Origin of the sequence: Faecalibacterium sp. 3, assembly GCF_048323735.1 — a bacterium.
In the GTDB taxonomy this organism is placed as follows: domain Bacteria; phylum Bacillota; class Clostridia; order Oscillospirales; family Ruminococcaceae; genus Faecalibacterium; species Faecalibacterium wellingii.
In genome coordinates this window covers 2307087-2329360 of sequence record NZ_JBLWFN010000001.1, presented here as the reverse complement: position 1 = coordinate 2329360, position 22274 = coordinate 2307087, and the positions used below count along the sequence as shown (strand labels likewise).

Sequence of the window (22274 nt, the reverse complement as noted above, 5' to 3'; positions counted from 1 at the left end):
CGTTACCTCAACTGCTGCAGCATCTTCTGGATTGCTGCAATGTCTTCTGTGATGTACCCCTGATAGGCGGCAAAAGTTTCGACTTTCTGCGCCTTCTGCTCCTTGATGGATGCAATGCTGTTCTGCAGCTGCTCCAGCTTCTCGTCCAGCATCGACTTGTAGGCGGCCTGCACTTCCCGGGTGCTGGTCTCGATGTTGGTGCGGATCTGCGGGTAGAGCTTGTTGCAGATCTGCGGAATCACATTGTTGATAAAATTTCGTTTGACGATGTCCTCGTCCTTCTCTGCAAACAGCCCCTCCAGCAGGTGGATGATGTCCGGCAGCAGGATGATTATGACTTCCAGCCAGGGTGCGATGGCGTCGGTGGCAGCGGCCACAACGCCGGTGATGGCGTGGTAAAGGGTATTGTTGCGGTCATCCTTTTTGTGCTTGCCCAGCCCGGATTGGGGAGCGGGGGTAAAGGTGCCGCTGTCGATCAGGCTCTTCAGGTTGGAGGCGAGGTTGGTGGTCATCGTTACAAGATCCTCCGCGTCCATATCGTTGTGGACGAGCTGGTCAAACTGCAGCTCCGCAGTGATAGCATCGATCTGGCCGGATACGATGTTTTTCATGGATGCCACGAGCACCGGCCGAATGGTTTCCAGAATGATGGCCTTCACAGCGGTCTGGTTGCCGTTCAGCAAGGCGGTGGAAATGGTGTCGGCATGGGCGGTCAGCGCTTGCCGAACCGAGGCCAGGGTGGTCTCAGTCTGGGAATCGAGCTTGTCCTGTGCCTGCTGTGTTTTCTGGTCAAACGCGTCCGCGAGCTGTTTCTTGCTGCGCTCAAAACTGCGGAGGCTTTCGTCCAAATCGTGGGTGTCCAGACTGAGTTTGCGCTGCTCGATCTGCAACAGTTTTTCTGTGTTTTCCAGATCGATGCGCAGCTGCCGGGTCATGATACGGTCGAAGGCTTTCTGTGCATGGAACTGTCCGAGAATGGATTCCAGCTGGGTACAGCAATCCTCTGCCCGGGCAGAGATGGGATAGACTTTGTACGGGAAGCCCCACATTTCCAGAGTTCCCTGTGCGGCGGATACGATCTGCTCCACGGTATCCGGGGTGATTTTGTCGCACTTGTTAAGGACAACAGCAATCTGATTGCTATAATGCGAGATCTCCCGGATGAACTGCAGGGTGGTTTCGTCCAGACCGCCCTTCTCCTGATCAACGACTACTAGATAGGCTGAGCCGACCCCGATGTAGTTCGACAGGGCCTGCGCATGGGCCTCGATGCCGGAATCGAACCCCGGGGTATCCACGATGGTATAGTCCGCAATGCGTGCCAGCGCAGGGGCATTCACATGGTATTCCAGATGGCTGTACTCCTCCGGAAGATATTCCTTGCCAGCCTGCAACTCCTCGCAGGAGCCGTCCTTCCGGTAGGCAAAGGCCTGCTCGGTGGTGTCATAGACCAGCTCGGTGGCAAGCGCAGTCTGCGGCTGCTGGGCCTCCTTGAGGAAAGCGGGCCGCTGCAGCAGTGCGTTCAGCAGGGCACTTTTGCCGGCGCTGAAATGCCCCACCACAAGCAGCTTGATTTCAAAATAATCTCGCAGCTCTTCGGACAGCTGAAATGCGTCCTGAAAATTCCGGTCCGGATAATGTGCCTCCAACTGCTGGCGCATCGCAAGTGCATGGTCAAACTTTTTACGATCTACCATTGTTTTTCTCCTTCTTCTTGGATACTGTCGCTTCTGAACGGCCCGGCATCCGGCATGGCGTTGCCGAAATTCGCAAAAATCAGACGAGATTTGTGAAATTCATAGTGCGATTATAACATAAATTGCATAAAAATACCATAGAGCGAGCCGCAAATCTGTACGTAAGCGGTTTCTGCTGGATGCAGGTCCAGTATACAAAATAAAAACGACAGAATCTGTCATTCTTCAATAATATAATCGAATTGCATTTTAAACGGATTTTTCGTATACTGAACACAGGAAGTGGGGGCTGAGCAATGGGCTATTCCAAAAACGAACGAATTTTAGACCTTTATGAGCAGTTATGTGCAGGCAGGACGCTGACCAAAGTCAAAGAAGCACTCCGGTTTGGCATTGACGAGCGTTCTGTCCAGCGGGACATTGATGACATCCGGGCATTTCTTGCCGAACGTAACATAGCAAAAGGAGAGAACCGGCAGATCATTTATGACCGGCAGCAAAAGGGCTTCCGGCTGGTGGGCAGTCCCTCGCCGCTGATGACCAACAGTGAAATCCTGGCAGTCAGCAAAATTTTACTGGAAAGCAGAGCCTTTACCAAAGAAGAAATGTCGGGCATTCTAAACAAGCTGGTGGCAGGCTGCGTTCCGCTGGAAAATGTCAAGCTGGTTTCTGCGCTGGTGTCCAATGAGCTGTTTCATTATGTGGAGCTGACCCATCCGGTAGGCATTCAGGATAAGCTGTGGGAGATTGGGTGCGATATCCAGCAGCATCATCTGATGCGTATCCGCTATCAGCGGCAGGGCGCAGACGCGGCATCTGCGGTGGAGCGCATTGTGGAGCCGGTGTCTATCCTGTTTTCGGAGTATTATTTCTATCTGAATGCCTACATCACGAAAGAAAACGATGGAAAGTATACCCGCAAGTACGATTACCCGGCCATTTTTCGCATCGACCGCATTGCGGACTATAAAATTATGGAGCAGACGTTTTCGCTGCCGTATGCCAGCCGGTTTCAGGAGGGCGAGTTCCGCAAACGGGTGCAGTTTATGTATCCGGGGCGGCTGCAAAGCATCCGGCTGCGCTACACGGGCAGCAGCGTGGAAGCTATCCTTGACCGCCTGCCCACGGCAAAAATCGTCTCACAGGATGCAAATGGGTATCTTGTCGAGGCCGAGATTTACGGCAACGGCATCGTGATGTGGCTGCTCAGTCAAGGGAATCGAGTCGAGGTGCTTGCACCGCAGACACTACGGGAAGAGATGTTCCGTGTGCTGACGGCCATGCTGGAACGATACCAGCCTTGAAACAGGGCAATCCGCTTTTCACGCAACAGCAACAACACTGGTTTGCAGGTCGTAGACAAAAAGCAAAGATGACAAAATTGTCATTTCAGGTGAACAGAATAATACAAGCAAAATAGAAAGGAGAAAAAGATCATGAGAAAGACACACGCACCGGACACCGTCCGACAACCTTTGCCACCGGAGAAACCGCACCGCAGAAAGTTGGGACGCAAACTGGCAGATTCACTGGAAGTAGTGCCGCAGAAACCAGCACTGGAATCCTTTCCTGTGGAAGAACTGGACGGCAGTGGAATGATCCATGCAGAAAAGCCGATTCGTCCTACCCCACTCCCGCCACCACAGGAGCTGATTTACTGATGGTCATTTTTATGGGGAAATATAGAAAAAACGACATTTCCGTAGGACAAAAAGTATGATAGAAGGAGACATATGAGAGAGCCAAATAAATCGGAAGTTGGAGAATCGTGCTATATAAAACGAACCCGTAATAAGCATAAAATTGTGAAGCGTCTAATTTTCTCTTGACAACATACGGTCTTGCCTTTGAAATAATCTTGGAGAATACTATTATTGAAAATACGAAAGGCTGCTTTATGGGAAAGGTGATCTTAGATGACCTCCGCAAGCGTCTGGAACGTCTGGACGAAGACGCCGATCTGATGATCGACAATAACGACCGCTATCAGATGGTGATTGTAGGCGGCAGTGCGTTCATTTTGTTGGGAAAGCTGACCCGCGCTACTCATGACATTGATGCCTTGAGTGTTCCGAAAGAACTGTACAGTTTGCTTGGCAAGTACGACATCAACACCGATGTGGAAGCCTACATCGACAATTTCCCGTATAACTTCCAAGACCGGCTTCAGCCGCTACCCTTTGGTGGTACAAAGGTGCAGTTCTATACATCCAGTCTGGAAGATTTAGTGATTGCAAAGCTGTGCTCTTTCCGGGACACCGACAAGGCAGACGTAGAGAGCGAGGCTGTGCGGGATTCGTTGAATTGAGATTTGCTGGAACACCTTGCAACGGATGAGGATGAGTTGAGAGCCAGCATCTTGAACGACTGGCGATATCGGGATTTCTATATCCGCTATCAGGCGTATGTGGAGAGGTGGAGACCATGCGAAAGCTGACATTTGAGGGCTTCTTGAAGCAGTATGTGGCAGAGCTTTCCGGGGTGCAGACGGCAAGTGTCCATAAGCTGGCGGATTGTCTGAACGAAAATCCCCGCCTGAAAGAACCGCTGTTTCTCTATGCACTGGCCTTTGATAAAGTAGATTTGTTGCTCCGCTATACCGTAAACAGCGCTGTTGTTGCGGAATATGAGCGGCTTTCCGATCGCTATTCGCTGGCGCAAATGCTGCTGCTTTTGGAAAATCAGTCACCTGAACTGCCGGAAGGCTACCGGAAAGTCTGGCGCAGCTATTGCTCGGTGCGGGATGCCGCTCTTGCGGACAATGAAACAAAAGAACTGATCCATCGCCGGGTATTGGAACTTCAACAAAAAAAGAAATTGACGAATTACCGCCTTTACAAGGACTTGAAGCTGAATCCGGGCAATGTGAATGCATGGCTCAAACACAACGATTCCAGCAAAATGAGCCTTGACTGTGCACGGCAGATCTACAAGTATGCAAAAAGCTACCCGTCTGTTCGATAAGAAAAAGGAAGTGAGTCTATGACCGCCGTAATCTATGCCCGCTATTCATCGGATAACCAGCGTGAAGAATCCATTGAAGGCCAGATTCGGGAATGCACGGCTTATGCGGAAAAGAACGACATCACGGTCATTAAGCACTACATTGACCGTGCATTCTCTGCCAAAACGGACAATCGCCCGGAATTCCAGCAGATGATCAAGGACAGCGGCAAAAAGCTGTTTGATGTTGTTCTCGTCTGGAAATTTGACCGCTTTGCCCGGAATCGTTTTGATAGTGCAAACTACAAGATGATTCTGAAAAAAAACGGTGTCCATCTGATTTCCGTTATGGAGCCCATTGCCGAGGGTTCACAGGGCATTCTGGTGGAAAACCTTCTGGAAGGTATGGCGGAATACTATTCGGCAGAGCTGTCCGAAAAAGTGATTCGTGATCAGACCAAGAACGCTTTGAAGGGTAAGTGTACCGGCGGAACGGGAACCATCGGCTACAAAATCGATGATGACAAGTTTTAGTATCTTGACCCGCTGACCGCTCCGCTGGTGTTGGAAGCATTTCAGCGGTATGACAACGGCGATAAGATGGTGGAGATCGTAAACTTTCTCAACGACAAGGGTGTCCGCAATATGCTGGGCGGCAAAATGACCCACAGCAGCGTGAATACCATGCTGAAGAACCGCCGGTACATTGGCGAACTGTCTTTCCGGGATATCGTTGTGCCGGAAGCGATTCCAGTTATTGTTCCGAAAGACTTGTTTGACCGGGTGCAGAAGCGTCTGGATAAGAACAAGCGTGCCCCTGCCTGTGGCAAGGCAGACGAGGAATATCTGCTGACCACCAAGCTGTTCTGCGGCAAGTGCGGTGCGCTGATGTTTGGCGAAAGCGGAACCAGTGCCACCGGACGAACCTACTATTATTATAAATGCGCCAACGTCAAACGACGCAAGGGCTGCAACAAAAAGACCGTGCAGAAAGAATGGCTGGAAGATCTGGTCGTCCGGGAGACTATGAAGCTGATTCAAGACGATGCGGTGATCGACAAGATCGTTCAACTGGTCATGGATGTACAGAATCGGGAGAACACAATGATCCCGCTGCTGGAAAAGCAACTGCGAGAGGTCAACAAAAAGCTGGACAACCTGATGAAGGCGATCGAGGACGGCTTGTACACCCGGACAACGAAAGAGCGTCTGGAAGCGCTGGAAAGCCAGAAAGATGAGCTGACTGTAAAAATCGCAGACGAAAAGTTGAAGAAGCCTAGCTTCAATGAGGATTTCATCCGATTCTGGCTGATGAAATTTAGAAAGTTCGATATTTCGCAGAAAAAGCAGCGGAAAGCGCTGATTGAAATTTTTGAAAATGCCATTTTCCTGTACGATGATCGGATGCTGCTCACGTTCAACTACAAGGATGGCACCCAAACCGTCCGTTTTGAGGACACTCTGACCGCTGACTGCGGAGAAAAAAGTTTGCGTTTGCGAAGCAACGAAAGCCCCAGTGGGGCTTTTGAGCAATAGAACGGTCTTGCGCAAGCAAGATGGAGGGGCCGTGCCCCGACAAGTTCGGATTTGTCCGGCTCTGCTGGATCATAAATCCAACGATTTCACGTTAGAAATTGTTGGATTTTTTTGTTGGGTAGCTTGAGCGAGCGACAACCACCAGCTCCGCTGGTGGAGTAGAAAATGCTTTAGCTATAAGATTCGAGCAAAGCGAGATGACAAAGAAATTGTCATCTTAGAAGATGCATTTTGCAACATAGCTCGTTAGAGCGGTAGGGCAGGTAATGCAGATGAAAGACGTTTGCTCGAGGCCCCTTGAGGGGCTTTGCCAGTAGGATGCCCTTCTAGGGCTTACTCAAGCCACCGGCTTAGCCGGTGGTTTTGACTGTGGGCTGACCTCATTTGGTTTTGACCACAATGCCAACGATTTTATCTGGTCTAATTAGTGCTGTTCCGTCCAATTTTCAGGCCGAAAACGCCTCGCTGAACAACTGGATCGCAATCTGCCGAATGGATTCCTGAACATGGAGATAATGCTCAATCATTTCGGTATCGGCATGGCCTACGATGCTCTGGATGGTCTGGATATCCATGCCCAACGCCTGCATCTGCGACACATAGGTGTGGCGGCAGCTGTGCGGTGTGAGCAAGCGGACATCGCCCGCTTCTTCCAGAGATTTGCGGAACACATCTCGAAAATGGGTGGGATTGCAGGGCAAGCCGGTCTTGGGGCTTTCCCAGATGAACTGGTCGGTGGTATCCCGCAGTTTGATGGCACACGGGCGGACATTCAGCGGCACCGGAATATCCCGGATATCCAATTTTAGATTTCGTCTTATCCGATCAACTCCCATCTGGGTAGTATGAAGTCTGTCAATGTTTCCAAGCAGTAATTCGATCTGCTTCAGTGAAGGGTTCTCATGCGAATATGGATACTCAGACCAACCGCCATCCCCACCAGCAGCCCCATTGCCACCCACGGCGATGCTGCACGAATAAATTCTCTGACATCGTTCATTGCAATCAAACCAGTCACTTCCTTCCCATTCTTTCAACAAAAAACGTAGCGTACCCCAATTCTATGGGCTGCACTGCGTCTGAGCGTTTGGCGGCTTGCTTGATTCAACTATTCTGCCGCTAATTTCAAAAATTTCTTGTCCGACTGAATGCTCTGGGTCACAAACTTCCCATCCCGGAACAATGCGTATGTTGTGACCGGTGCAGGAACATTCTGAGCCGTCTCTTTCTCGGTGATGTGGATGGCTTTGAACGGGATTCCATGTTCCTTTGCAATCTCCTGCACCTTTGGCACCCAATAATAGGTGTAGGGGCACTGGTCGGTATAGTAGAGGACAAAGCCGTTTTCCTCCACCTTGGGATGCTTGGCACAGTCTTTAAATCTTGGCGGCTGGGCACTCTCTGCAAGGGGCAGATACATGAGGTTGATCCCGCAATCGGAGATGTCCGAAACCTTAAAGCCCTTATGGGTCAAAAACTTGGGGTCCGCGAGAAACTCCCGTTTGCGCCCCTCGGCACACAGAATGCAAACGCCGTTTTTGCCCTGCGCCTTGGCATCCCGAAGGCATTCTTCCAGCAGCTCGCTGGAATAGCCGTGCCCTTTCAAGGAGCCGGAGACCCACAGACAGTTGATATAAAGCCAGCCTGCCGCTTCAATGGGCACCCATGCGTTTTCTGCCGGGATGTACTCGATAAAGCACTTGCCGCGCTCCGCACTGCGGTAAAAAACAAGCCCCTCCTCAAATCGCTGCTTAAGCCATTCCTTCTTGGCAAGGCTCTGTTTGCCGGACATGGCACAACAGATGTGTTCCTTGTCGATGTTTTCTTTTGTGATTCGGATATACTCCATCGAAGCGTCCTCCTATATCCTTATGCCTTTTCCGGCACAGTTTCTTCCATTTTTCCGTCTTTGAAGCGGATCACGCAGGTATACCTGCACTTGGGGCAGAATAGCGGAAAATCTTCCAGTACCGTATGCTCCCGGATCATGGTGCGTGTTTTGCTGCCGCACTTCGGGCAGCGTATCCAATCCGTTTTATCCATTGTTCGTACCCTCCTTCTGGATCTCCTCCCGCTTGCGCTTCCGGATCTGTTCGTTCAACGCTGCTGCCATGTAAAAGCTCTGTCCGAAGTCGATGAGATGCCACATTACCTTTGCCGCCAGAATAAATGTGCCGTAAATCAGCCCATCCAGCGTGTTGTACCAAAAACCCCAGTTATGGGCAAGAGGGAGCAGCACCACTTCCAGCAAAATTGCGTGCAGGAGGGTGCGGGTCCACCATGCACGATTGCTCAGTTCTTCGCCGGAAGTATAGATGAGAAGGGTCAGCATACTGACCAGCGTCAGCAGGATGCAGCGTCCAAAAAACGTGACAACGGGAAGTTCGCTGGTGGGGTTGAACAGCAGACACATGAAAAAGGTGCTGAGCATGATAAGTCCATACACAAAAACAAACCGATGCAGCCAGAATTCGATCTTTTTCATACGCTCCTCCTTATCGTCCCAGCAGCCGTTTGAGCGTGCTGACATACTGCCGGGATATGATCACTTTTTCGCCATTGTCCAGAACCGCCTCAAAACGGCCGGAAAGAGAGGGCAGGACATAATCTATTTTCCCGGCGTTCAGGATCATGGACTTGCTGCACCGGAACAGCATGGTGCCCACACACAAAGATTCAAATTCGTAGAGCTTTTGCTTGCTGGAAAACACCTCTTTCTGGCAGTAGAAAAAAGCGCTTCCGTCCACCACTTCAAAATAATGGATGTCGCCAAGTTTCAGCCGACACAGTTTCCCGTCTGCCATACCGTTGACGGTGATCTGCCCGGCAGCAATGCTTTGGATCTCCTCCACCCAAGGCTCTTTGGGGTCGTGGCAGCGCAGCAAAACTTCTTCCGCTCGCTCTGGGACAATCTGTTCCACCGTTACCTTCATGTCCTCACTCCTTTCCCTGCAAAGAATATAGCACAGAACGCCCGATTGTTCCATGATGGGTGCGGTAAGTTGTAAAAATCAGGGGGTAAGTTGCAAAAAGGCCGCTGTGTCGCAGAGCGCTTCTCCGACACAGCGGCCTTTTCGTTTTTGGCTGCGGCTTATCGCATCCGTCCATCGCCGCCCATCAAGGCGGTCATTTCTTCAATATAGTCCAGCGGGAACGGCGGAGCACACAACGGCTTCATGGCAATGCTCATGAGCTTCATGGGGTTGTCGTCTGCCGCCACCCGGTTGGAGCTGAGCTTTCCGCAACGTTTGCAGCGGTGGATGATGGCCCATTCGCCGCCCTTGCGTACCCAGACGGCCACCGGCTCCATGATGCCGCCGCAGTCGGAGGCACGGTCGCCGGGTTCTTCGTCCACATGAAGGCTGGACAGGCAGTTGGGGCAATGGTTGCGGTGGTCGCTCCCGGCATTTTGCGGGGTGCAGACCCGCCCGCAGACTTTGCAGGTAAAGGTATCGTTGCAGGCGTGGGTCTTATAGTAACCTTTTTCAAAGGTCTTACGTTTGTTTTCACGATTCATGGTAATGTCCTCCTGAAGATCTGTGTCCGTTCGTCTTCGGGAGGAGTGGCTTGTGGTATTTGCCAGACCTCCCGGTCAGCCCACAAGCTCCAGTGCAAATGTTGTATGTTTCAAAAAGCTCTCCTTATGTTTTTGTACCGTAAAATTCAGATTTTGGGGTCCTATGAACGTGTGCTGAAATTATCAAGCCTCCTTCCTTCGCCTTGGTTTTGGTGACGGCAATTCATCGTACATTGCCTCAACCAGTTTTGTGAGAAATTCTTTGTTATCAACCTCCTCCACCAACAGCATTTCTTTCGCTCCTTCATACGGAAAATCACAAACCGCCGCAGGCATACATTCCAAAGCAGATTTTGTTTTCTTTACAAGCAATCTGTCATCATAGATCCCGCCGACGATTTTGCCATGATAATAGAGGATGTATTCTCCCATCATAGGCCGATACGAGATATCCTCCAAATCAGATAACTGTTCCAAAATGAAATGAAGATATTCTTTGCTGGAAGCCATGATTCTTACACCACTTTTCGCATTGCTCTGTTGGATGGTTTCATTTTTTCCCTCGTTCAATGTTAAAGGTCCGGAAGAACAGCTTTACATGGGCATCCAGCTTTTCAAGGCTTTCGGCTTCCCGCTCCGGCTGGCGGTCGCAGACACTGAGCAGGGTGATGACCGGGGAAACGTACATCCATGCCAATGTATCCGGGTCCTCGTCCCGAATTTCGCCGCCTGCGATCAGGGAACGGAAAATACCTGCATGGTAAGAGATCATACGGTCCACATAGCGTTCCGAGAACAATGCTGCAAGCTCCGGGGAGCGGAACTGCTCCAGCGTCATCATCCGGCGGAACTGACTGATCTGCTTATCGTGCAAAGAATACAGGAAGATCTGCCGGACTTTGTCCGCAAGAGCCTGCTCCGAGATATGAGAAAACGTAGGGCAGTCCTGCTTAACATTCTGCACATGAATGTCGATCCTGCCCGTATCTTTTTCGTAGTGGGCAGCCGTTGATTCTACGATGGCATCAAAAATCGCCTGCTTGCTGGGGAAATGGTTGTAAAGCGATGGAGCCTTGATGCCGACCGCCTTTGCAATTTCACCCACACTGACGGCATCGTATCCTTTGGTCGAAAACAGTTCCAGAGACTTTTCCAGAATGCGCTGTTTGGTATCTTCCATTTTTCTTCACCCTTTACTAACTAATATTTGTTAGTTCCACTATAATCAAAAAAGCTCCTATTGTCAAGAGTTTTTTAAGACAATGGAAACAAAATCGTTAGCGCAGACCAACAGCGTCCATAATTACTTCAATGCTTTCCACAGGTTGATTTCCCCAGTCGTGCTCAGCTTAACCGTGATAGTCTCCCGTAGCAGAATCTACGCAAATCTGCTAACGAGTGTCAATGGTCTGAACAAAAAAATCAGCACTTCCTGCGACGGTGTACTGCCTGTTTTTCCCTGTATCCTGCGTGAATCGCCCTGTTTTGTGCGCGAATCACTGGCCACAGAATGCGGAAGCTGTGCTATAATATAAGCATCAGGACGTGGAAGGAACAGGGGGTGCAGCAATGAAGCTGCGGACAGCGATCGTGGAAGATCAGAAACCGGATGCCGAGCGGCTGGAACAGCTGCTGAAAAAGGCATTTGGCGAGGAAGAGATCCTTTGCAGGCAGTTTGTGTGCGGAGACGATTTTTTGAAGGAATTTCCGGGCGAGGGATATCAGGTGGTGTTTCTGGATATCTGCATGGAAGGCACAAACGGCATCGAGACGGCGCGGCAGCTGCGCGCCGCAGATCCGGAGCTGCTCATCGTGTTTGTGACATCCTCGCCGGAGTATGTGTGGGATGCCTTTCCGGTGCATCCGTTCGACTACCTGCTCAAACCGTATAAAGAAGAAAAGTTTGACCATCTGGCAGGGGAGCTGCGGCGGGTGCTGGGGCGGCAGCAGCCGGAGCTGGAGGTGCGCATTGCCCGCCAGACCGTGCATCTGCCGCTGAAAAAGATCCACTATGCCATGGCCCAGAACCATTTTGTAAAGGTCGTTACCGACGACGGCGAGTGCCGCGCTGCGGCAAACTTTGCACAGGTGCAGGAACAGCTGATGACCCAGCCGGATTTTCTGGTGTGCAACCGAGGGATCATCATCAACATGTCCAAGGTGCTGCGGTTCGACGGTGAATGCATTGAAATGCTGGATGGAGCCCGCCTGCCAGTGCGGCAGAAGGATAAAAAAAGCCTGCTGGCACAGTTTACGCAGTATCAGTTCCGCAATATGCAGCGGCAGATGTGAGCCCGTAGAGGAGGAATGCTTGTGAATTTTGCATTGTTTGGACGGTTTTTTCTGGAATTTGCAATGATGTATCCGGCAGAATACCTCTGCCTTGCCTCGCTGCAGGAGCACCTGCGTGCGCCGCGTAAAACCTATGCCATCGGTGCATCGGTGATCACACTGATGAGTCTGGCTGGCGCAGCGGTGTGCAGCATGCTGGACATAGAAACGAACTTCCTGCTCATCCCGCTGCTCATCATCAGCTTCTGGCTGCTGCGCTGGCGCACCGACCGGGAAGTATCAATCAGTCAGACCATGTTTCTGTTCTCGGTGTCGGCAGTGATGATGTCTGTGTGCACCCTGCTTGCCGTCGTGCTGAACGCAGAAGCCGAGCTGGACAATGCACTGCCGGTGTTTCTGCCCAGCACCTCGGTCATCTGCCTGACCCTCTCGGTGATACTCAGCACGATTTTTCGCTTTACAGCAGTGCGCTGGAGCCGGTGGCTGCTGCAGGAGTACCACGGCGAAGCGTTCTGGGAGTCGGCATGGCCGCTGCCGGCGCTGTACGCGGCGTTTCTGGTGTTCTGCATGCCGAAGGAGATCGGTATCGTCCTGATGAACCGCATCCGCATCATTGCAGTGCTGGCGGTGAGCATCTCACTGCTGGGCATCTTTCTGCTGCTGTACGAGATGTACCACGTGGCAAAGGAATACACCCGCAGTTCTCAGCTGGATCGTGAAAACCAGCTGCTGGCCGTCGAGTCCCGCCGCTATATGGAGCTGCGCAGCTATCTGGAACAGACCCGCCACCTGCGGCACGATTTCCGCCAGCATCTGCATGTGATCTCCGGCCTGACCGAGGCCGGGCGGCTGGACGAACTGAAAAGCTACCTGAGCCAGTACGAGAGCGAGCTCAGCGATGCCCGGCCCACCCTGTGTGCCAACGCTGCGGTGGATGCGCTTGCCGGCCACTACGATTATGAGGCCCGGAGACAGGGCATTCCGGTGGAATGGAAACTGGAACTGCCCAGATTCCTGCCCCTGCCGGAAGCCGACCTGTGCACCATTCTTGGCAATCTGCTGGAAAATGCGCTCCATGCCAGCCAGAAGCTGCCGCCGGAAGAACGGCAGGTCAAGGTGCTGGCCCGGATGCTCAGTCCGGCCATGATGGGCTTAATGGTGGAAAACCGCTACGATGGCGTGCTGAAAAAGCAGGGCCGCGTTCTGCACTCCACCAAACATGACGGACAGGGCATCGGCCTTGTTTCCGTCGAAACTGCCGTGCACAGGTATAACGGCAATCTGACGGTGGAAACGGGCGGCAACGTTTTCCGGGCCAATGTGCTGCTGAACCTGTAGAATATTCCTGCCCTCAGGCACCGGCTTTTTTGCACAAGCCGGTGCTTTTTGGTTGCACTTTCCCCGGGAAATCGGTATACTTAAACGAAAGACTGGGTACAGCAGGGCAGGAGGGGAGCGTATGGCACCGAACAAAACTACGCGGGGCGGGATCTCCCTGCGCCGCAGGGTCACGGCATGGCTTGCCGCGATTTTGCTGGTAACGATGCTTTCCAACGGCATCGCCACGGTGGTGGGTCAGTGGGCCGTGCGCGCCTTTGACGCGCTGCTGGCCGACAACGCCGCCTGTTACACGGTGCAGGATGCCATCAAGGACGAAACACAGGCTTTTGCACGCTATGTGCGGCAGCCCACCTCGGAAAGTGAGCAGGTCTACACCGCCGCCTGCGCTGCGGCCGAACAGAGCCTTGCGGCCCTGCCCTTCGATTATGCCCGCATCGGTGCGGAACGCTATGCCCGCACATGGAACCTTTTACAGGGCTACGAGGGCTACCGGCAGGAACGGGACGCCTTTTTACGGCTTTCGCCCTCAGCGGATACCTACATCGAACGGATGTACCATGTGATGGCCCTGCAGGATTATCTTGCCGAGTATGCACTGCGGCTGACGCAGGCCACACTGGAACAGGAAAATACCCTTTACAGCAGCACGGCAGCCCACATCCGGCATCTGCCGTGGCTGTATCTGGGGCTGTTCCTGACGGCGGCAGCACTGATGGTGCTGCTGGTGCGGGGGCTGAGCCGCGCGGTGGTGCGCCCGCTGCTGGAGCTGGCGCAGGCTTCCCGCAGCATTGCCGAGGGGGATCTTTCCGGTCCGGATCTGCCGGTAAAAAGCAGCGACGAGGTGGGGCGGCTGACAGGCACCTTCAACCAGATGAAGCACGCCATGGCCCAGCAGCTGAGCACCCAGCAGGCCCTGCACCGGGAAGAGGTGCGGAACCTTGCGCTGGAAAAAGATCTGGAACACACCCGGCTGGAAGTGCTCAAGAGTCAGGTGAACCCGCATTTTCTGTTCAATACCCTGAACATGATCTCCTGCATGGCCCGACTGGAGGACGCTTCCACCACCGACCAGATGATCGTGCATCTGGGCAGCCTGTTCCGGCACAATCTGCGCACCAAGCGTCAGCAGATCACACTGGAAGAGGAACTGGACGGGCTGGAAGATTATATCTATCTGCAGCAAATGCGGTTCGATGGACGCATTACGGTGGAAAAGAGCATCCGGGTGCAGCCTGCGGCGGTGCTGGTGCCGTCCTTTATACTGCAGCCGGTGGTGGAAAATGCATACTCTCACGGGCTCAAGTCCTGCGAGGAAGGCGGGCGCATCCTGCTGCGGGCATGGATGCAGGGCAGCGTGCTGGTGCTCACGGTCGCGGACAACGGCAGGGGAATGACGGCAGAGGAACTGGATACCCTGCAGGCCCGGATTGCCCAGAGTGAGCAGACCGGCCGCAGCATTGGCCTTGGCAATATTTCCCGCCGCATCGGGATGCTGTATCCGGGCGGCAAAATGCAGGTATACAGCCGCGCAGGCCGCGGCACGGTGGTACGGTTTGAGATCCCACAGACGCAGTGGACGGAAGAAAGGGAGGGAGAACCTTCGTGAAGTGCAAATTGCTGGTGGCAGAGGATGAATTGATCGAGCGCAAGGTGCTGTGCAAGACGCTGCAGAAATATCTGGGGGATCTGATCAGCCTGTACGAGGCGAAAAACGGCAGGGAAGCCATGGAGCTCTTTGCCCGCGAAGCACCGCAGGTGGCGGTTCTGGACATCGAAATGCCCGGCTTCACCGGGCTGGAAGTGGCCCGCAAGATCCGTGAGACAGACAAAAATTGTGCGATCCTGTTCCTGACCGGATTTGACAAGTTTGACTACGCGCGGCAGGCAATCTCCGTGCGGGCCATGGAGTATCTGCTCAAGCCCTACAACGAGCAGGAACTGGTGTTTGCGGTGGAGGAAGCCATCCGGCAGGTGTCGGTGCAGCTGCCTGCCCGCCCGCTGCAAGCCCCTGTGCCGGAGGAGCCTGTCCGCCCAGAGGAGGACGGGGACATGCGTACCGCCATCATCCGGGCCGAGATCGGCAGCTTTATCGATGCCCACTATCGGGAAGACATCTCCATGCAGGATGCCGCAGCTGCCCTGCGTTACTCGGATGCTTACTTCTGCAAGCTGTTCAAACAGTGTTTCAAGGTGAACTTTTCGGCCTACCTGAACGAATACCGGGTGAACAGGGCCCGCCAGCTGATGCTGGACCCGCGCCTGAACATGAAGGACATCGGTGCGGCTGTGGGCTACAGCGATGCCAACTATTTTACAAGGGTGTTCAAGCGCCTGACGGGCCAGACCCCTTCGGAGTACCGCATGGCCGCAGCGGAAAAAGCGGTACAAGGATAAAACGGATATAAAAGAAGCACTCGTTCTTTCCTGCCTGTCAGCAGGAGAAGGACGGGTGCTTCTTTGTTTTTGCCAGTTTCTTTCGTCTGAGGGATGCAAAAATTGTACTTGGATACAACAAAGATAAAATCGTGCTGCGTTTCGCAAAATAATCCGGTTTCGCAAAAATTCACGGTTTGTTAAAATCTAATCATAGAAAAAGAGAGAAAAGAGAGGATGCAATTCATGAAGAGAAGAACGTTTCTGTCGCTGATGGGCGCTGCGGCACTGACCAGTGGCATGATGTTCACCGGCTGCGGAGCAGGCTCCGACGGCGATGACCGCAAGATCGTGCGCATCGGCCATGTGCAGTCCCAGACCCACCCGGATCATCTGGGACTGGAAGCCTTTGCCAACTACATCAACGAGAAACTGGGCGACAAGTACCGCGTGGAAGTGTACCCCAGCGAGCTGCTGGGCTCTCAGACCGAAATGGTGCAGCTGACCCAGACCGGCGCCATCGACTTTGTGGTGGCATCCACTGCCATCATGGAGACCTTCAGTGCCAAGTACCAGATCTTCAACCTGCCGTATCTGTTCTCCGGCGTGGAAGCCTACCACGAGGCCATGGACGACCCCGAGGTGACCGATCCCATTTTCAAGACTACCTCCAAGGCCGGTCTGGAAACGGTGGCATGGCTGGATGCGGGCACCCGCAACTTCTACACCATCAAGACCCCCATCAACCAGCCTTCCGACCTGAAGGGCCTGAAGATCCGCGTGCAGCAGTCGCCCACCAACGTGGAAATGATGCGCCTGCTGGGCGGCACGGCCACCCCTATGGGCTTCGGTGATGTGTATACCGCACTGCAGGCCGGTATTCTGGATGGTGCCGAGAACAACGAGCTGGCCCTGACGGATAACGGCCACGGTGATATCTGCAAGTATTACTCCTACGATATGCACCAGATGGTGCCGGATCTTCTGGTGGCAAACTACGCCTTCCTGAACGGGCTCAGCGACGAGGAGCGCGCCATCTTTGAAGAGGGCTTTCAGATCGTAAAGAGCACCGAGCAGGATGCATGGGAGGATGCTGTGGCCGAGGCCAAGGACAAGGCTGAGAATGAGCAGCATGTCAACTTCATCTATCCGGACACGGCACCGTTCCAGGAGGCCATGGCCCCCCTGCACGATTCCGTGCTGGCAGCAAATCCGGAGCTGCAGCCCATTTATGATCGGATCCAGCAGCACAACGCTGCCCATACTGCGGACTGAGGAGGAGCATCATGGAAAAACTGAGAAATACTCTGAACAAGCTGCTCAACCTGCTGGCAGGCCTGAGCATGACGGTCATGGTGGTGCTGACTACCTATCAGGTCATCGTCCGTTACATCTTCAATTCGCCCTCCACATGGTCGGAAGAGCTGGTGGGCTATCTGTTCGGCTGGAGCACCATGCTGGGCGCTACCATCGTTTCCGGTGAGCGCGGCCACATGAACATCCCCGTGCTGGTAGACCGGTTCAACCCCACCATGCGCAAGGCGTTCCACATCTTTGCCGAGGTCATCGCCTTCATCTTCTCTGCTGCCATTCTGGTCTTCGGCGGTTTTCAGGTGTCCAAGCTGGCAATGGGCCAGCAGACTTCCTCGCTGGGCGTGGCCGTGGGTGTGTTCTACTGGGTCATGCCGGTCTGCGGCGTGATCATTCTGGTGTATTCTGTGCTGAATATTATCGGCATCGCCAACGGCTCCATCTGTCTGGATGCCCCGGAGGATGCAGACTTTGCAAAGGTGGAAGCCGAGATGGCTGCCGATGCTGACAAGGAAAACAAGGAGGACTAAGCTGTGGCAATTCAAGCATTACTCGTGATCCTGGCAGTGCTGCTGGTGCTGCTGTTTCTCGGCGTGCCTATCTCGTACGCCATTGCAGTCTCTTCGCTGACTGCCATCCTTTCTTCCATCGACCTGAACGTGGCTGTGCTGACGGCTGCTCAGCGCACCTTTGTGGGTATGAGCAAGTTCAGCCTTACCGCCATCCCGTTCTTCATTCTGGCGGGCAACATCATGAATCAGGGCGGCATCGCCAAGCGTCTGGTGGATTTCGTCATGGCCATTCTGGGCAAGCTGCCCGGCGCATTGCTGGTGACCAACATCGGCACCAACGCCCTGTTCGGCGCCATTTCCGGCTCCGCCTCCGCCGCGGCTGCTGCCGTCGGCTCCATGATTCGCGACGGTGCCGAGGAGCAGGGCTACGATCCCGCCGTTACTGCTGCCACAAACGCCGCCTCTTCCTGCTCCGGCCTGCTGATCCCGCCGTCCAACGCTCTGATCACCTACTCTTTGGCGTCCGGCGGTACCTCTGTGGCTGCGCTGTTCATGGCCGGTTACATCCCCGGCATCATCTGGGCACTGTGCTGCTGTGTGGTGGGCGTGCTGCTGGCTGTCAAGCTGGGCTATAAAGGCACTCCCGGCAAGTTCGACTGGAAAAATCTCGGCGTATGCACCCTGCGCGCCCTGCCTTCTCTGTCCCTGATCATCGTGGTCATCGGCGGCATCATCGGCGGCGTGTTCTCCGCCACCGAGGGCTCTGCCATCGCGGTCGTCTACGCGCTGGTGCTGGCTTTCTGCTACCGCTCCATCAACCTGAAGAGCCTGTGGAAGATCATTGTGGACTCTGCCAAGATGTCCGGCATGGTGGTGTTTCTGGTGGGTGTTTCCAACATTCTGGGCTGGGTCATGGCTTTCTTGCAGATCCCGGATGCTGTGGCGGCTGCCCTGCTCAGCCTGACCAGCAACAAGTATGTGATCCTGCTTATCATGAACGTGATCCTGCTGGTGTCCGGCACCTTCATGGACGTGACCCCGGCCATCCTTATCTTCACCCCGCTGTTCCTGCCCATCTGCCAGAGCTTTGGCATGAGCACGGTACAGTTCGGTCTGATCCTCGTGTATAACCTGTGCATCGGCAATATCACTCCGCCCGTGGGCAATGCACTGTTTGTGGGCATCAAGGTGGGCCGCACCTCGCTTGCCAAGGTCATGCCGTACATGCTCATGTACTATGTGGCCATCATCGGCGGTCTGCTGCTGGTTACCTTTATCCCGGCAGTGTCTACCGCACTGCCTCAGGCAATGGGCCTGATGTAACTGAGACATCTCCTTTTTCTTCTCCTAAAAGGCGGTACCTGCTTTGCGGCGGGCACCGCCTTTTCCTGTTGCACAACCCTGTGCCGCTGCGGTATACTATCAGCAAAAGGGGAGTGAGACAAGATGCGTAGACGGACTTTTCTGGCCGGGCTGGGCCTTGCTGCGCTGCAGCTGGCAGGCTGTGCCGCGCAGCAGCAGACCGTGCCGGACTTTGTGCTGACCTATGCCGACAACCAGCCTGCCGGGTATCCCACCACGCAGGGTGCGCAGTATTTTGCAGACCTTGTGCAGCAGCAGACCGGGGGCAGGGTGGTCGTTCAGATCAAGGCAAACGGCGAGTACGGCTCAGAGCAGCAGGTGTGGGAGCAGCTTGCCATTGGCGGCGTGGATTTTGCGCGTGTGTCACTGTCGGTGGCCGCTGATGATCTGCCCCGGCTCAACGTGCTGCTGCTGCCGTATCTCTACCGGGATGCCGACCATATGTGGCGTGTGCTGGATGGCAGCATCGGGGAGGCGTTTTTGCAGAATTTTACCGCGCAGGGCATGGTGGGCCTGAGCTGGTATGACGCAGGTGCACGCTCCTTCTATGCCCGTCAGCCGGTGCGCAGCCTGAGCGACCTGCAGGGCAAGACCATCCGCGTACAGGACTCCCAGATCGTGATCGATATGATCCGCCTGCTGGGTGCAGTGCCGGAAACTTCGGCCTACAGTGACGTCTACTCGGCCTTTGAGACCGGACAGATCGATGCTGCTGAGAACAACTGGCCAGCCTACTATTCCATGGAGCACTACAAGGTGGCGCGGTACTACATGGCCGATGAACACAGCCGCGTGCCGGAGGTGCAGCTTGCTTCCGGCCGCACATGGAATGCACTGCCGGAGGAATACCGGCAGATCCTGCAGGAATGCGCCCGGGCATCGGCACAGTATGAGCGCCAGCTCTGGGCACAGGAGGAAACAACGGCCCGCGAAGCGGCGTTGGCGGGCGGGTGCCGGGAATTGCCGCTGCCCGAAGAAGAAATGCAGAACTTCCGGCAGCTGGTGCAGCCGCTGTACCAGAAATACTGTGCCGACTATCTGCCGCTGGTGGAAGAGATACAGCGGAATTGAGGCCGCTAAAGCATGATTCAAAAATACTCTCTTAATATTTCCTAAGAAATCTTTCGTGGAAAACGCGGCAGCGGGCTGGTATACTGAAAGAAATGAATGAAAACTGGGAGGAAAAGAGAATGGCAGGACAGACGATTCTGATCGTGGAGGACGACCCGGACATCCGGGACGGTGTGCGCATCCTGCTGGCAGGGGAAGGCTATCATATTCTGGAAGCGGAAAACGGCCTGCGGGCATTGGAACTGTTCAACCCGGAGGTGGATCTTGTTATTCTGGACATCATGATGCCGGGCATGAGCGGCCTGCGTGTATGTGAGGAGCTGCGCAAGAACTCAACGGTGCCCATCCTGTTCCTCACCGCAAAATCGCAGGAATCCGATAAGCTGTTGGGCCTGACTGCGGGCGGCGACGACTATCTGGCAAAACCCTTCTCCTTTACGGAGCTCAGTGCCCGGGTCAAGGCACTGCTGCGCCGGTACTGCGTCTATCTGGGCAAGGAGCAGGCACCGCAGAAGCCGCGCAACACCACGCTGGAAGCGCACGGCGTGCGGCTTGCGCTGGACTGCAACCGGGTGTGGGTGGATGAGCGGGAGGTGGACCTGACCGAGACCGAATACAAGATCCTGCGGCTGCTGATGCAGAACCCGCAGCGCATCTATTCCATCCAGGTCATCTACGAAACAGTGTGGAACGAGCCTTATTATTATGTCTCCAACGGCACGGTGATGGTGCACATCCGTAATCTGCGCATGAAGGTGGAGGATGATCCGCAAAAACCCGCCCGTATCTGTACCGTGTGGGGCAAAGGCTACCGCTTTGCTGCCGGAGAGGAAGGCCGCTTATGAAAGAGCATCACGGCCTTGCAAAGCAGTTCATACGCATCATTGCGCTGGCGGCGCTGGAAAGCGTGCTGCTGCTGACAGTATCGCAGGTGGTGCTTGCCAAGGGGCTGCGCTTCTGGTTCAGCCGCGCGGAGGTACAGCAGCACGCCACCCAGAAACAGGTGCAGGAGCTGCAGAGCTATGTGACCGAACATCACCTTGACAGTACCGATGTAAAGGAATTGACAGACTGGAGCCATAAGCGGCGCTATACCCTGCTGGAACTCTACCGGGGCCAGACGATGATCTACTCTTCGTTTGCACCCAAAGACGGGATGATCTCGTTTCTGCCGCAGAACGGCACATCGGATCAGAACCCGGGTGTTCTGGTGGATAAGACCGGCTTTTACGATTGGCTGCCCTGCTACACGCTCACCTTTGCAGACGGCGAGGTGAGCGCGATGCTCTATTACAACGGCTTCAATACCTATTACGGCACCGGGTGCGAAATCCTGCTTTGCCTGTGCATCTTATGGTGGTTCCCGAGCCTCTTCCTGCTGCACTGCCGCAGGATCGTGCGCTACGTCGTGCAGCTCAGCGAGGAGATCCAGGCCATGGAGGGCGGCGATCTGGATCACCCCATTACCATCCGCGGCAGCGACGAGATCACCACGCTGGCGTCCTGTCTGGACTCCATGCGGGTGACCTTGCGCCAGCAGCAGGAAGAGGAGGCGCAGGCGTCGGCCAAGGTGAAAAACCTCATCACCGAAATGTCTCACGACCTGCGCACGCCGCTGACCACCCTGCTGCTGTATACCGAGATCCTGCGCTGCCGCAAGTACGAAACGCCGGAACAGGCCGACAATTACCTGAACAAGATCGACGCGAAGGCTCGGCAGATCAAGCAGCTTTCGGATAATCTGTTCGAGTATGCGCTGGTCACCCGGGATACCGTGGCCGTGCTGGACCCGCCCGCACATTTTTCAGCCGTGTTTGAAGAGCCGCTCACGGAAATGGTGGAAACGCTGCAGCAGCGCGGCTTTGCCTGCGCGCTGGAACTGGGCGATGAGGACGTGCTGCTCTCGGTCAGCGGGCAGTATGTGCGCCGCATTCTGGATAACATCACCTCCAATCTGCTCAAGTATGCAGATCCGGACAGGGATGTTGTCGTGCGCTTCGTGCAGGAGGGAAGCAAAGCGGGGCTTTGTTTTGAGAACTGCGTGCTGCCGGTGCCTGCTTCCTCAGAGAGCACCAAGGTGGGCCTGCCCAGCATCGAAACCATGATGGAAAAAATGCAGGGTGTCTGCCGCATTGAGCAGCCGGAGGGCGTTTTCCGCATGACACTGCTGTTCAAAACAGCAAAAGAGTAAATTTAGAACTGCTGCATGAGAGTGCGGCAGTTTTTTTGTTGTCAGCTGCTGTACCCTCTCAGCTTTGGCGGTGCGGAAAAGGATGTGGCTTTGCAGGGGCTTTCCCCATGGAAAAGCTGACGCTGTCT

Annotated in this window: 23 protein-coding genes and 2 pseudogenes; 15 read left to right on the top strand and 10 right to left on the bottom strand. The window is 54.4% G+C overall.

From position 1 onward, the window contains the following. Positions 1 to 2: 2 nt before the first annotated feature. Positions 3 to 1697 carry a dynamin family protein gene (locus tag ACNSPV_RS11075; protein ID WP_348583391.1) on the bottom strand — a complete coding sequence of 565 codons (1695 nt, stop codon included), beginning with the start codon at positions 1695 to 1697 and terminating at the stop codon, positions 3 to 5. A gap of 296 nt (positions 1698 to 1993) precedes the next feature. On the opposite strand from ACNSPV_RS11075, the gene ACNSPV_RS11070 reads away from it, so the two are divergent. The 5 genes and pseudogenes from ACNSPV_RS11070 (at position 1994) to ACNSPV_RS11050 (ending at position 6176) form a co-directional block, all read left to right on the top strand. Then, positions 1994 to 3001, top strand: a complete 1008-nt coding sequence (locus ACNSPV_RS11070) for a WYL domain-containing protein (RefSeq protein ID WP_348583392.1) — start codon at positions 1994 to 1996, stop codon at positions 2999 to 3001. Between the two features lie 132 nt (positions 3002 to 3133). After that, on the top strand, positions 3134 to 3358 hold the full coding sequence (locus ACNSPV_RS11065) for a hypothetical protein (protein ID WP_348583393.1): 225 nt from the start codon (positions 3134 to 3136) through the stop codon (positions 3356 to 3358). Positions 3359 to 3594: 236 nt separating this feature from the next. Beyond that, a pseudogene (locus ACNSPV_RS11060) lies at positions 3595 to 4134 on the top strand (DUF6036 family nucleotidyltransferase). Beyond that, entirely contained in the window at positions 4122 to 4661 is a 540-nt protein-coding gene (locus ACNSPV_RS11055) for a transcriptional regulator (protein WP_348583394.1), read from the top strand. The pseudogene ACNSPV_RS11060 and the gene ACNSPV_RS11055 overlap by 13 nt, the downstream one beginning before the upstream one ends. Positions 4662 to 4679: 18 nt before the next feature. Next, positions 4680 to 6176: pseudogene (locus tag ACNSPV_RS11050) on the top strand (recombinase family protein). A 446-nt stretch (positions 6177 to 6622) separates the two neighbouring features. On the opposite strand, the gene ACNSPV_RS11045 reads toward ACNSPV_RS11050, so the two are convergent. The 9 genes from ACNSPV_RS11045 to ACNSPV_RS11005 all read right to left on the bottom strand — a co-directional run bounded on the left by ACNSPV_RS11045 (position 6623) and on the right by ACNSPV_RS11005 (position 10873). Beyond that, positions 6623 to 6979, bottom strand: a complete 357-nt coding sequence (locus tag ACNSPV_RS11045; protein ID WP_418268277.1) for a tyrosine-type recombinase/integrase — start codon at positions 6977 to 6979, stop codon at positions 6623 to 6625. A gap of 83 nt (positions 6980 to 7062) precedes the next feature. Beyond that, the gene (locus ACNSPV_RS11040; protein WP_348585209.1) at positions 7063 to 7185 is read right to left on the bottom strand and encodes a hypothetical protein; all 123 of its coding nucleotides are present in this window, start codon (positions 7183 to 7185) and stop codon (positions 7063 to 7065) included. A 99-nt stretch (positions 7186 to 7284) separates the two neighbouring features. Beyond that, positions 7285 to 8025, bottom strand: coding sequence for an N-acetyltransferase (locus ACNSPV_RS11035; RefSeq protein WP_348583395.1), 741 nt, complete (start codon positions 8023 to 8025; stop codon positions 7285 to 7287). 20 nt (positions 8026 to 8045) lie between these two features. Next, on the bottom strand, positions 8046 to 8219 hold the full coding sequence (locus tag ACNSPV_RS11030; protein ID WP_348583396.1) for a cysteine-rich KTR domain-containing protein: 174 nt from the start codon (positions 8217 to 8219) through the stop codon (positions 8046 to 8048). Next, complete coding sequence (locus ACNSPV_RS11025; protein ID WP_348583397.1) at positions 8212 to 8661, bottom strand: hypothetical protein; 450 nt, start codon at positions 8659 to 8661, stop codon at positions 8212 to 8214. Before ACNSPV_RS11025 ends, ACNSPV_RS11030 begins: the two co-directional genes overlap by 8 nt. 10 nt (positions 8662 to 8671) lie before the next feature. Then, a complete protein-coding gene (locus ACNSPV_RS11020; RefSeq protein ID WP_348583398.1) occupies positions 8672 to 9109 on the bottom strand; it encodes a LytTR family DNA-binding domain-containing protein in 438 nt (145 codons plus the stop codon). Positions 9110 to 9267: 158 nt separating this feature from the next. Beyond that, positions 9268 to 9693, bottom strand: a complete 426-nt coding sequence (locus ACNSPV_RS11015) for an RNHCP domain-containing protein (RefSeq protein WP_117504762.1) — start codon at positions 9691 to 9693, stop codon at positions 9268 to 9270. Positions 9694 to 9876: 183 nt separating this feature from the next. After that, positions 9877 to 10203, bottom strand: a complete 327-nt coding sequence (locus ACNSPV_RS11010) for a TfoX/Sxy family protein (protein ID WP_348583399.1) — start codon at positions 10201 to 10203, stop codon at positions 9877 to 9879. A 40-nt stretch (positions 10204 to 10243) separates the two neighbouring features. Further along, positions 10244 to 10873, bottom strand: coding sequence for a TetR/AcrR family transcriptional regulator (locus tag ACNSPV_RS11005; RefSeq protein ID WP_348583400.1), 630 nt, complete (start codon positions 10871 to 10873; stop codon positions 10244 to 10246). Positions 10874 to 11262: 389 nt separating this feature from the next. Between ACNSPV_RS11005 and ACNSPV_RS11000 the strand changes: the two genes are divergently transcribed. The 10 genes from ACNSPV_RS11000 to ACNSPV_RS10955 all read left to right on the top strand — a co-directional run bounded on the left by ACNSPV_RS11000 (position 11263) and on the right by ACNSPV_RS10955 (position 22146). Continuing rightward, positions 11263 to 11985, top strand: coding sequence for a LytTR family DNA-binding domain-containing protein (locus ACNSPV_RS11000; protein WP_348583401.1), 723 nt, complete (start codon positions 11263 to 11265; stop codon positions 11983 to 11985). Between the two features lie 21 nt (positions 11986 to 12006). Continuing rightward, positions 12007 to 13323, top strand: coding sequence for a sensor histidine kinase (locus tag ACNSPV_RS10995; protein WP_418268276.1), 1317 nt, complete (start codon positions 12007 to 12009; stop codon positions 13321 to 13323). Positions 13324 to 13444: 121 nt separating this feature from the next. Continuing rightward, on the top strand, positions 13445 to 14932 hold the full coding sequence (locus ACNSPV_RS10990; RefSeq protein WP_348583403.1) for a sensor histidine kinase: 1488 nt from the start codon (positions 13445 to 13447) through the stop codon (positions 14930 to 14932). Continuing rightward, positions 14929 to 15720, top strand: coding sequence for a response regulator transcription factor (locus tag ACNSPV_RS10985; protein WP_249236756.1), 792 nt, complete (start codon positions 14929 to 14931; stop codon positions 15718 to 15720). Before ACNSPV_RS10990 ends, ACNSPV_RS10985 begins: the two co-directional genes overlap by 4 nt. A 225-nt stretch (positions 15721 to 15945) precedes the next feature. Then, the gene (locus ACNSPV_RS10980) at positions 15946 to 16974 is read left to right on the top strand and encodes a TRAP transporter substrate-binding protein (RefSeq protein ID WP_374121320.1); all 1029 of its coding nucleotides are present in this window, start codon (positions 15946 to 15948) and stop codon (positions 16972 to 16974) included. Between the two features lie 11 nt (positions 16975 to 16985). Further along, a complete protein-coding gene (locus ACNSPV_RS10975) occupies positions 16986 to 17540 on the top strand; it encodes a TRAP transporter small permease (protein WP_348583404.1) in 555 nt (184 codons plus the stop codon). A 3-nt stretch (positions 17541 to 17543) separates the two neighbouring features. Beyond that, entirely contained in the window at positions 17544 to 18845 is a 1302-nt protein-coding gene (locus ACNSPV_RS10970) for a TRAP transporter large permease (RefSeq protein ID WP_339395657.1), read from the top strand. 123 nt (positions 18846 to 18968) lie between these two features. Beyond that, positions 18969 to 19955, top strand: a complete 987-nt coding sequence (locus ACNSPV_RS10965; RefSeq protein ID WP_348583405.1) for a TRAP transporter substrate-binding protein — start codon at positions 18969 to 18971, stop codon at positions 19953 to 19955. Positions 19956 to 20074: 119 nt separating this feature from the next. Then, positions 20075 to 20800 carry a response regulator transcription factor gene (locus ACNSPV_RS10960; protein WP_348583406.1) on the top strand — a complete coding sequence of 242 codons (726 nt, stop codon included), beginning with the start codon at positions 20075 to 20077 and terminating at the stop codon, positions 20798 to 20800. Then, on the top strand, positions 20797 to 22146 hold the full coding sequence (locus tag ACNSPV_RS10955; RefSeq protein ID WP_348583408.1) for a HAMP domain-containing protein: 1350 nt from the start codon (positions 20797 to 20799) through the stop codon (positions 22144 to 22146). The genes ACNSPV_RS10960 and ACNSPV_RS10955 overlap by 4 nt, the downstream gene beginning before the upstream one ends. Positions 22147 to 22274 lie beyond the last annotated feature (128 nt).

Excerpts from the sequence above, each read along its gene's own strand:
- ACNSPV_RS11070 (WP_348583392.1), top strand. The coding sequence starts at position 1,994 with ATGGGCTATTCCAAAAACGAACGAATTTTAGACCTTTATGAGCAGTTA.
- ACNSPV_RS10990 (WP_348583403.1), top strand. The coding sequence starts at position 13,445 with ATGGCACCGAACAAAACTACGCGGGGCGGGATCTCCCTGCGCCGCAGG.
- ACNSPV_RS10965 (WP_348583405.1), top strand. The coding sequence starts at position 18,969 with ATGCGTAGACGGACTTTTCTGGCCGGGCTGGGCCTTGCTGCGCTGCAG.
- ACNSPV_RS11065 (WP_348583393.1), top strand. The coding sequence starts at position 3,134 with ATGAGAAAGACACACGCACCGGACACCGTCCGACAACCTTTGCCACCG.
- ACNSPV_RS10955 (WP_348583408.1), top strand. The coding sequence starts at position 20,797 with ATGAAAGAGCATCACGGCCTTGCAAAGCAGTTCATACGCATCATTGCG.
- ACNSPV_RS10960 (WP_348583406.1), top strand. The coding sequence starts at position 20,075 with ATGGCAGGACAGACGATTCTGATCGTGGAGGACGACCCGGACATCCGG.
- ACNSPV_RS11030 (WP_348583396.1), bottom strand. The coding sequence starts at position 8,219 with ATGGATAAAACGGATTGGATACGCTGCCCGAAGTGCGGCAGCAAAACA.
- ACNSPV_RS11000 (WP_348583401.1), top strand. The coding sequence starts at position 11,263 with ATGAAGCTGCGGACAGCGATCGTGGAAGATCAGAAACCGGATGCCGAG.
- ACNSPV_RS11035 (WP_348583395.1), bottom strand. The coding sequence starts at position 8,025 with ATGGAGTATATCCGAATCACAAAAGAAAACATCGACAAGGAACACATC.
- ACNSPV_RS11055 (WP_348583394.1), top strand. The coding sequence starts at position 4,122 with ATGCGAAAGCTGACATTTGAGGGCTTCTTGAAGCAGTATGTGGCAGAG.
- ACNSPV_RS11075 (WP_348583391.1), bottom strand. The coding sequence starts at position 1,697 with ATGGTAGATCGTAAAAAGTTTGACCATGCACTTGCGATGCGCCAGCAG.
- ACNSPV_RS11015 (WP_117504762.1), bottom strand. The coding sequence starts at position 9,693 with ATGAATCGTGAAAACAAACGTAAGACCTTTGAAAAAGGTTACTATAAG.
- ACNSPV_RS11020 (WP_348583398.1), bottom strand. The coding sequence starts at position 9,109 with ATGAAGGTAACGGTGGAACAGATTGTCCCAGAGCGAGCGGAAGAAGTT.
- ACNSPV_RS11010 (WP_348583399.1), bottom strand. The coding sequence starts at position 10,203 with ATGGCTTCCAGCAAAGAATATCTTCATTTCATTTTGGAACAGTTATCT.
- ACNSPV_RS11005 (WP_348583400.1), bottom strand. The coding sequence starts at position 10,873 with ATGGAAGATACCAAACAGCGCATTCTGGAAAAGTCTCTGGAACTGTTT.
- ACNSPV_RS11025 (WP_348583397.1), bottom strand. The coding sequence starts at position 8,661 with ATGAAAAAGATCGAATTCTGGCTGCATCGGTTTGTTTTTGTGTATGGA.
- ACNSPV_RS10980 (WP_374121320.1), top strand. The coding sequence starts at position 15,946 with ATGAAGAGAAGAACGTTTCTGTCGCTGATGGGCGCTGCGGCACTGACC.
- ACNSPV_RS10975 (WP_348583404.1), top strand. The coding sequence starts at position 16,986 with ATGGAAAAACTGAGAAATACTCTGAACAAGCTGCTCAACCTGCTGGCA.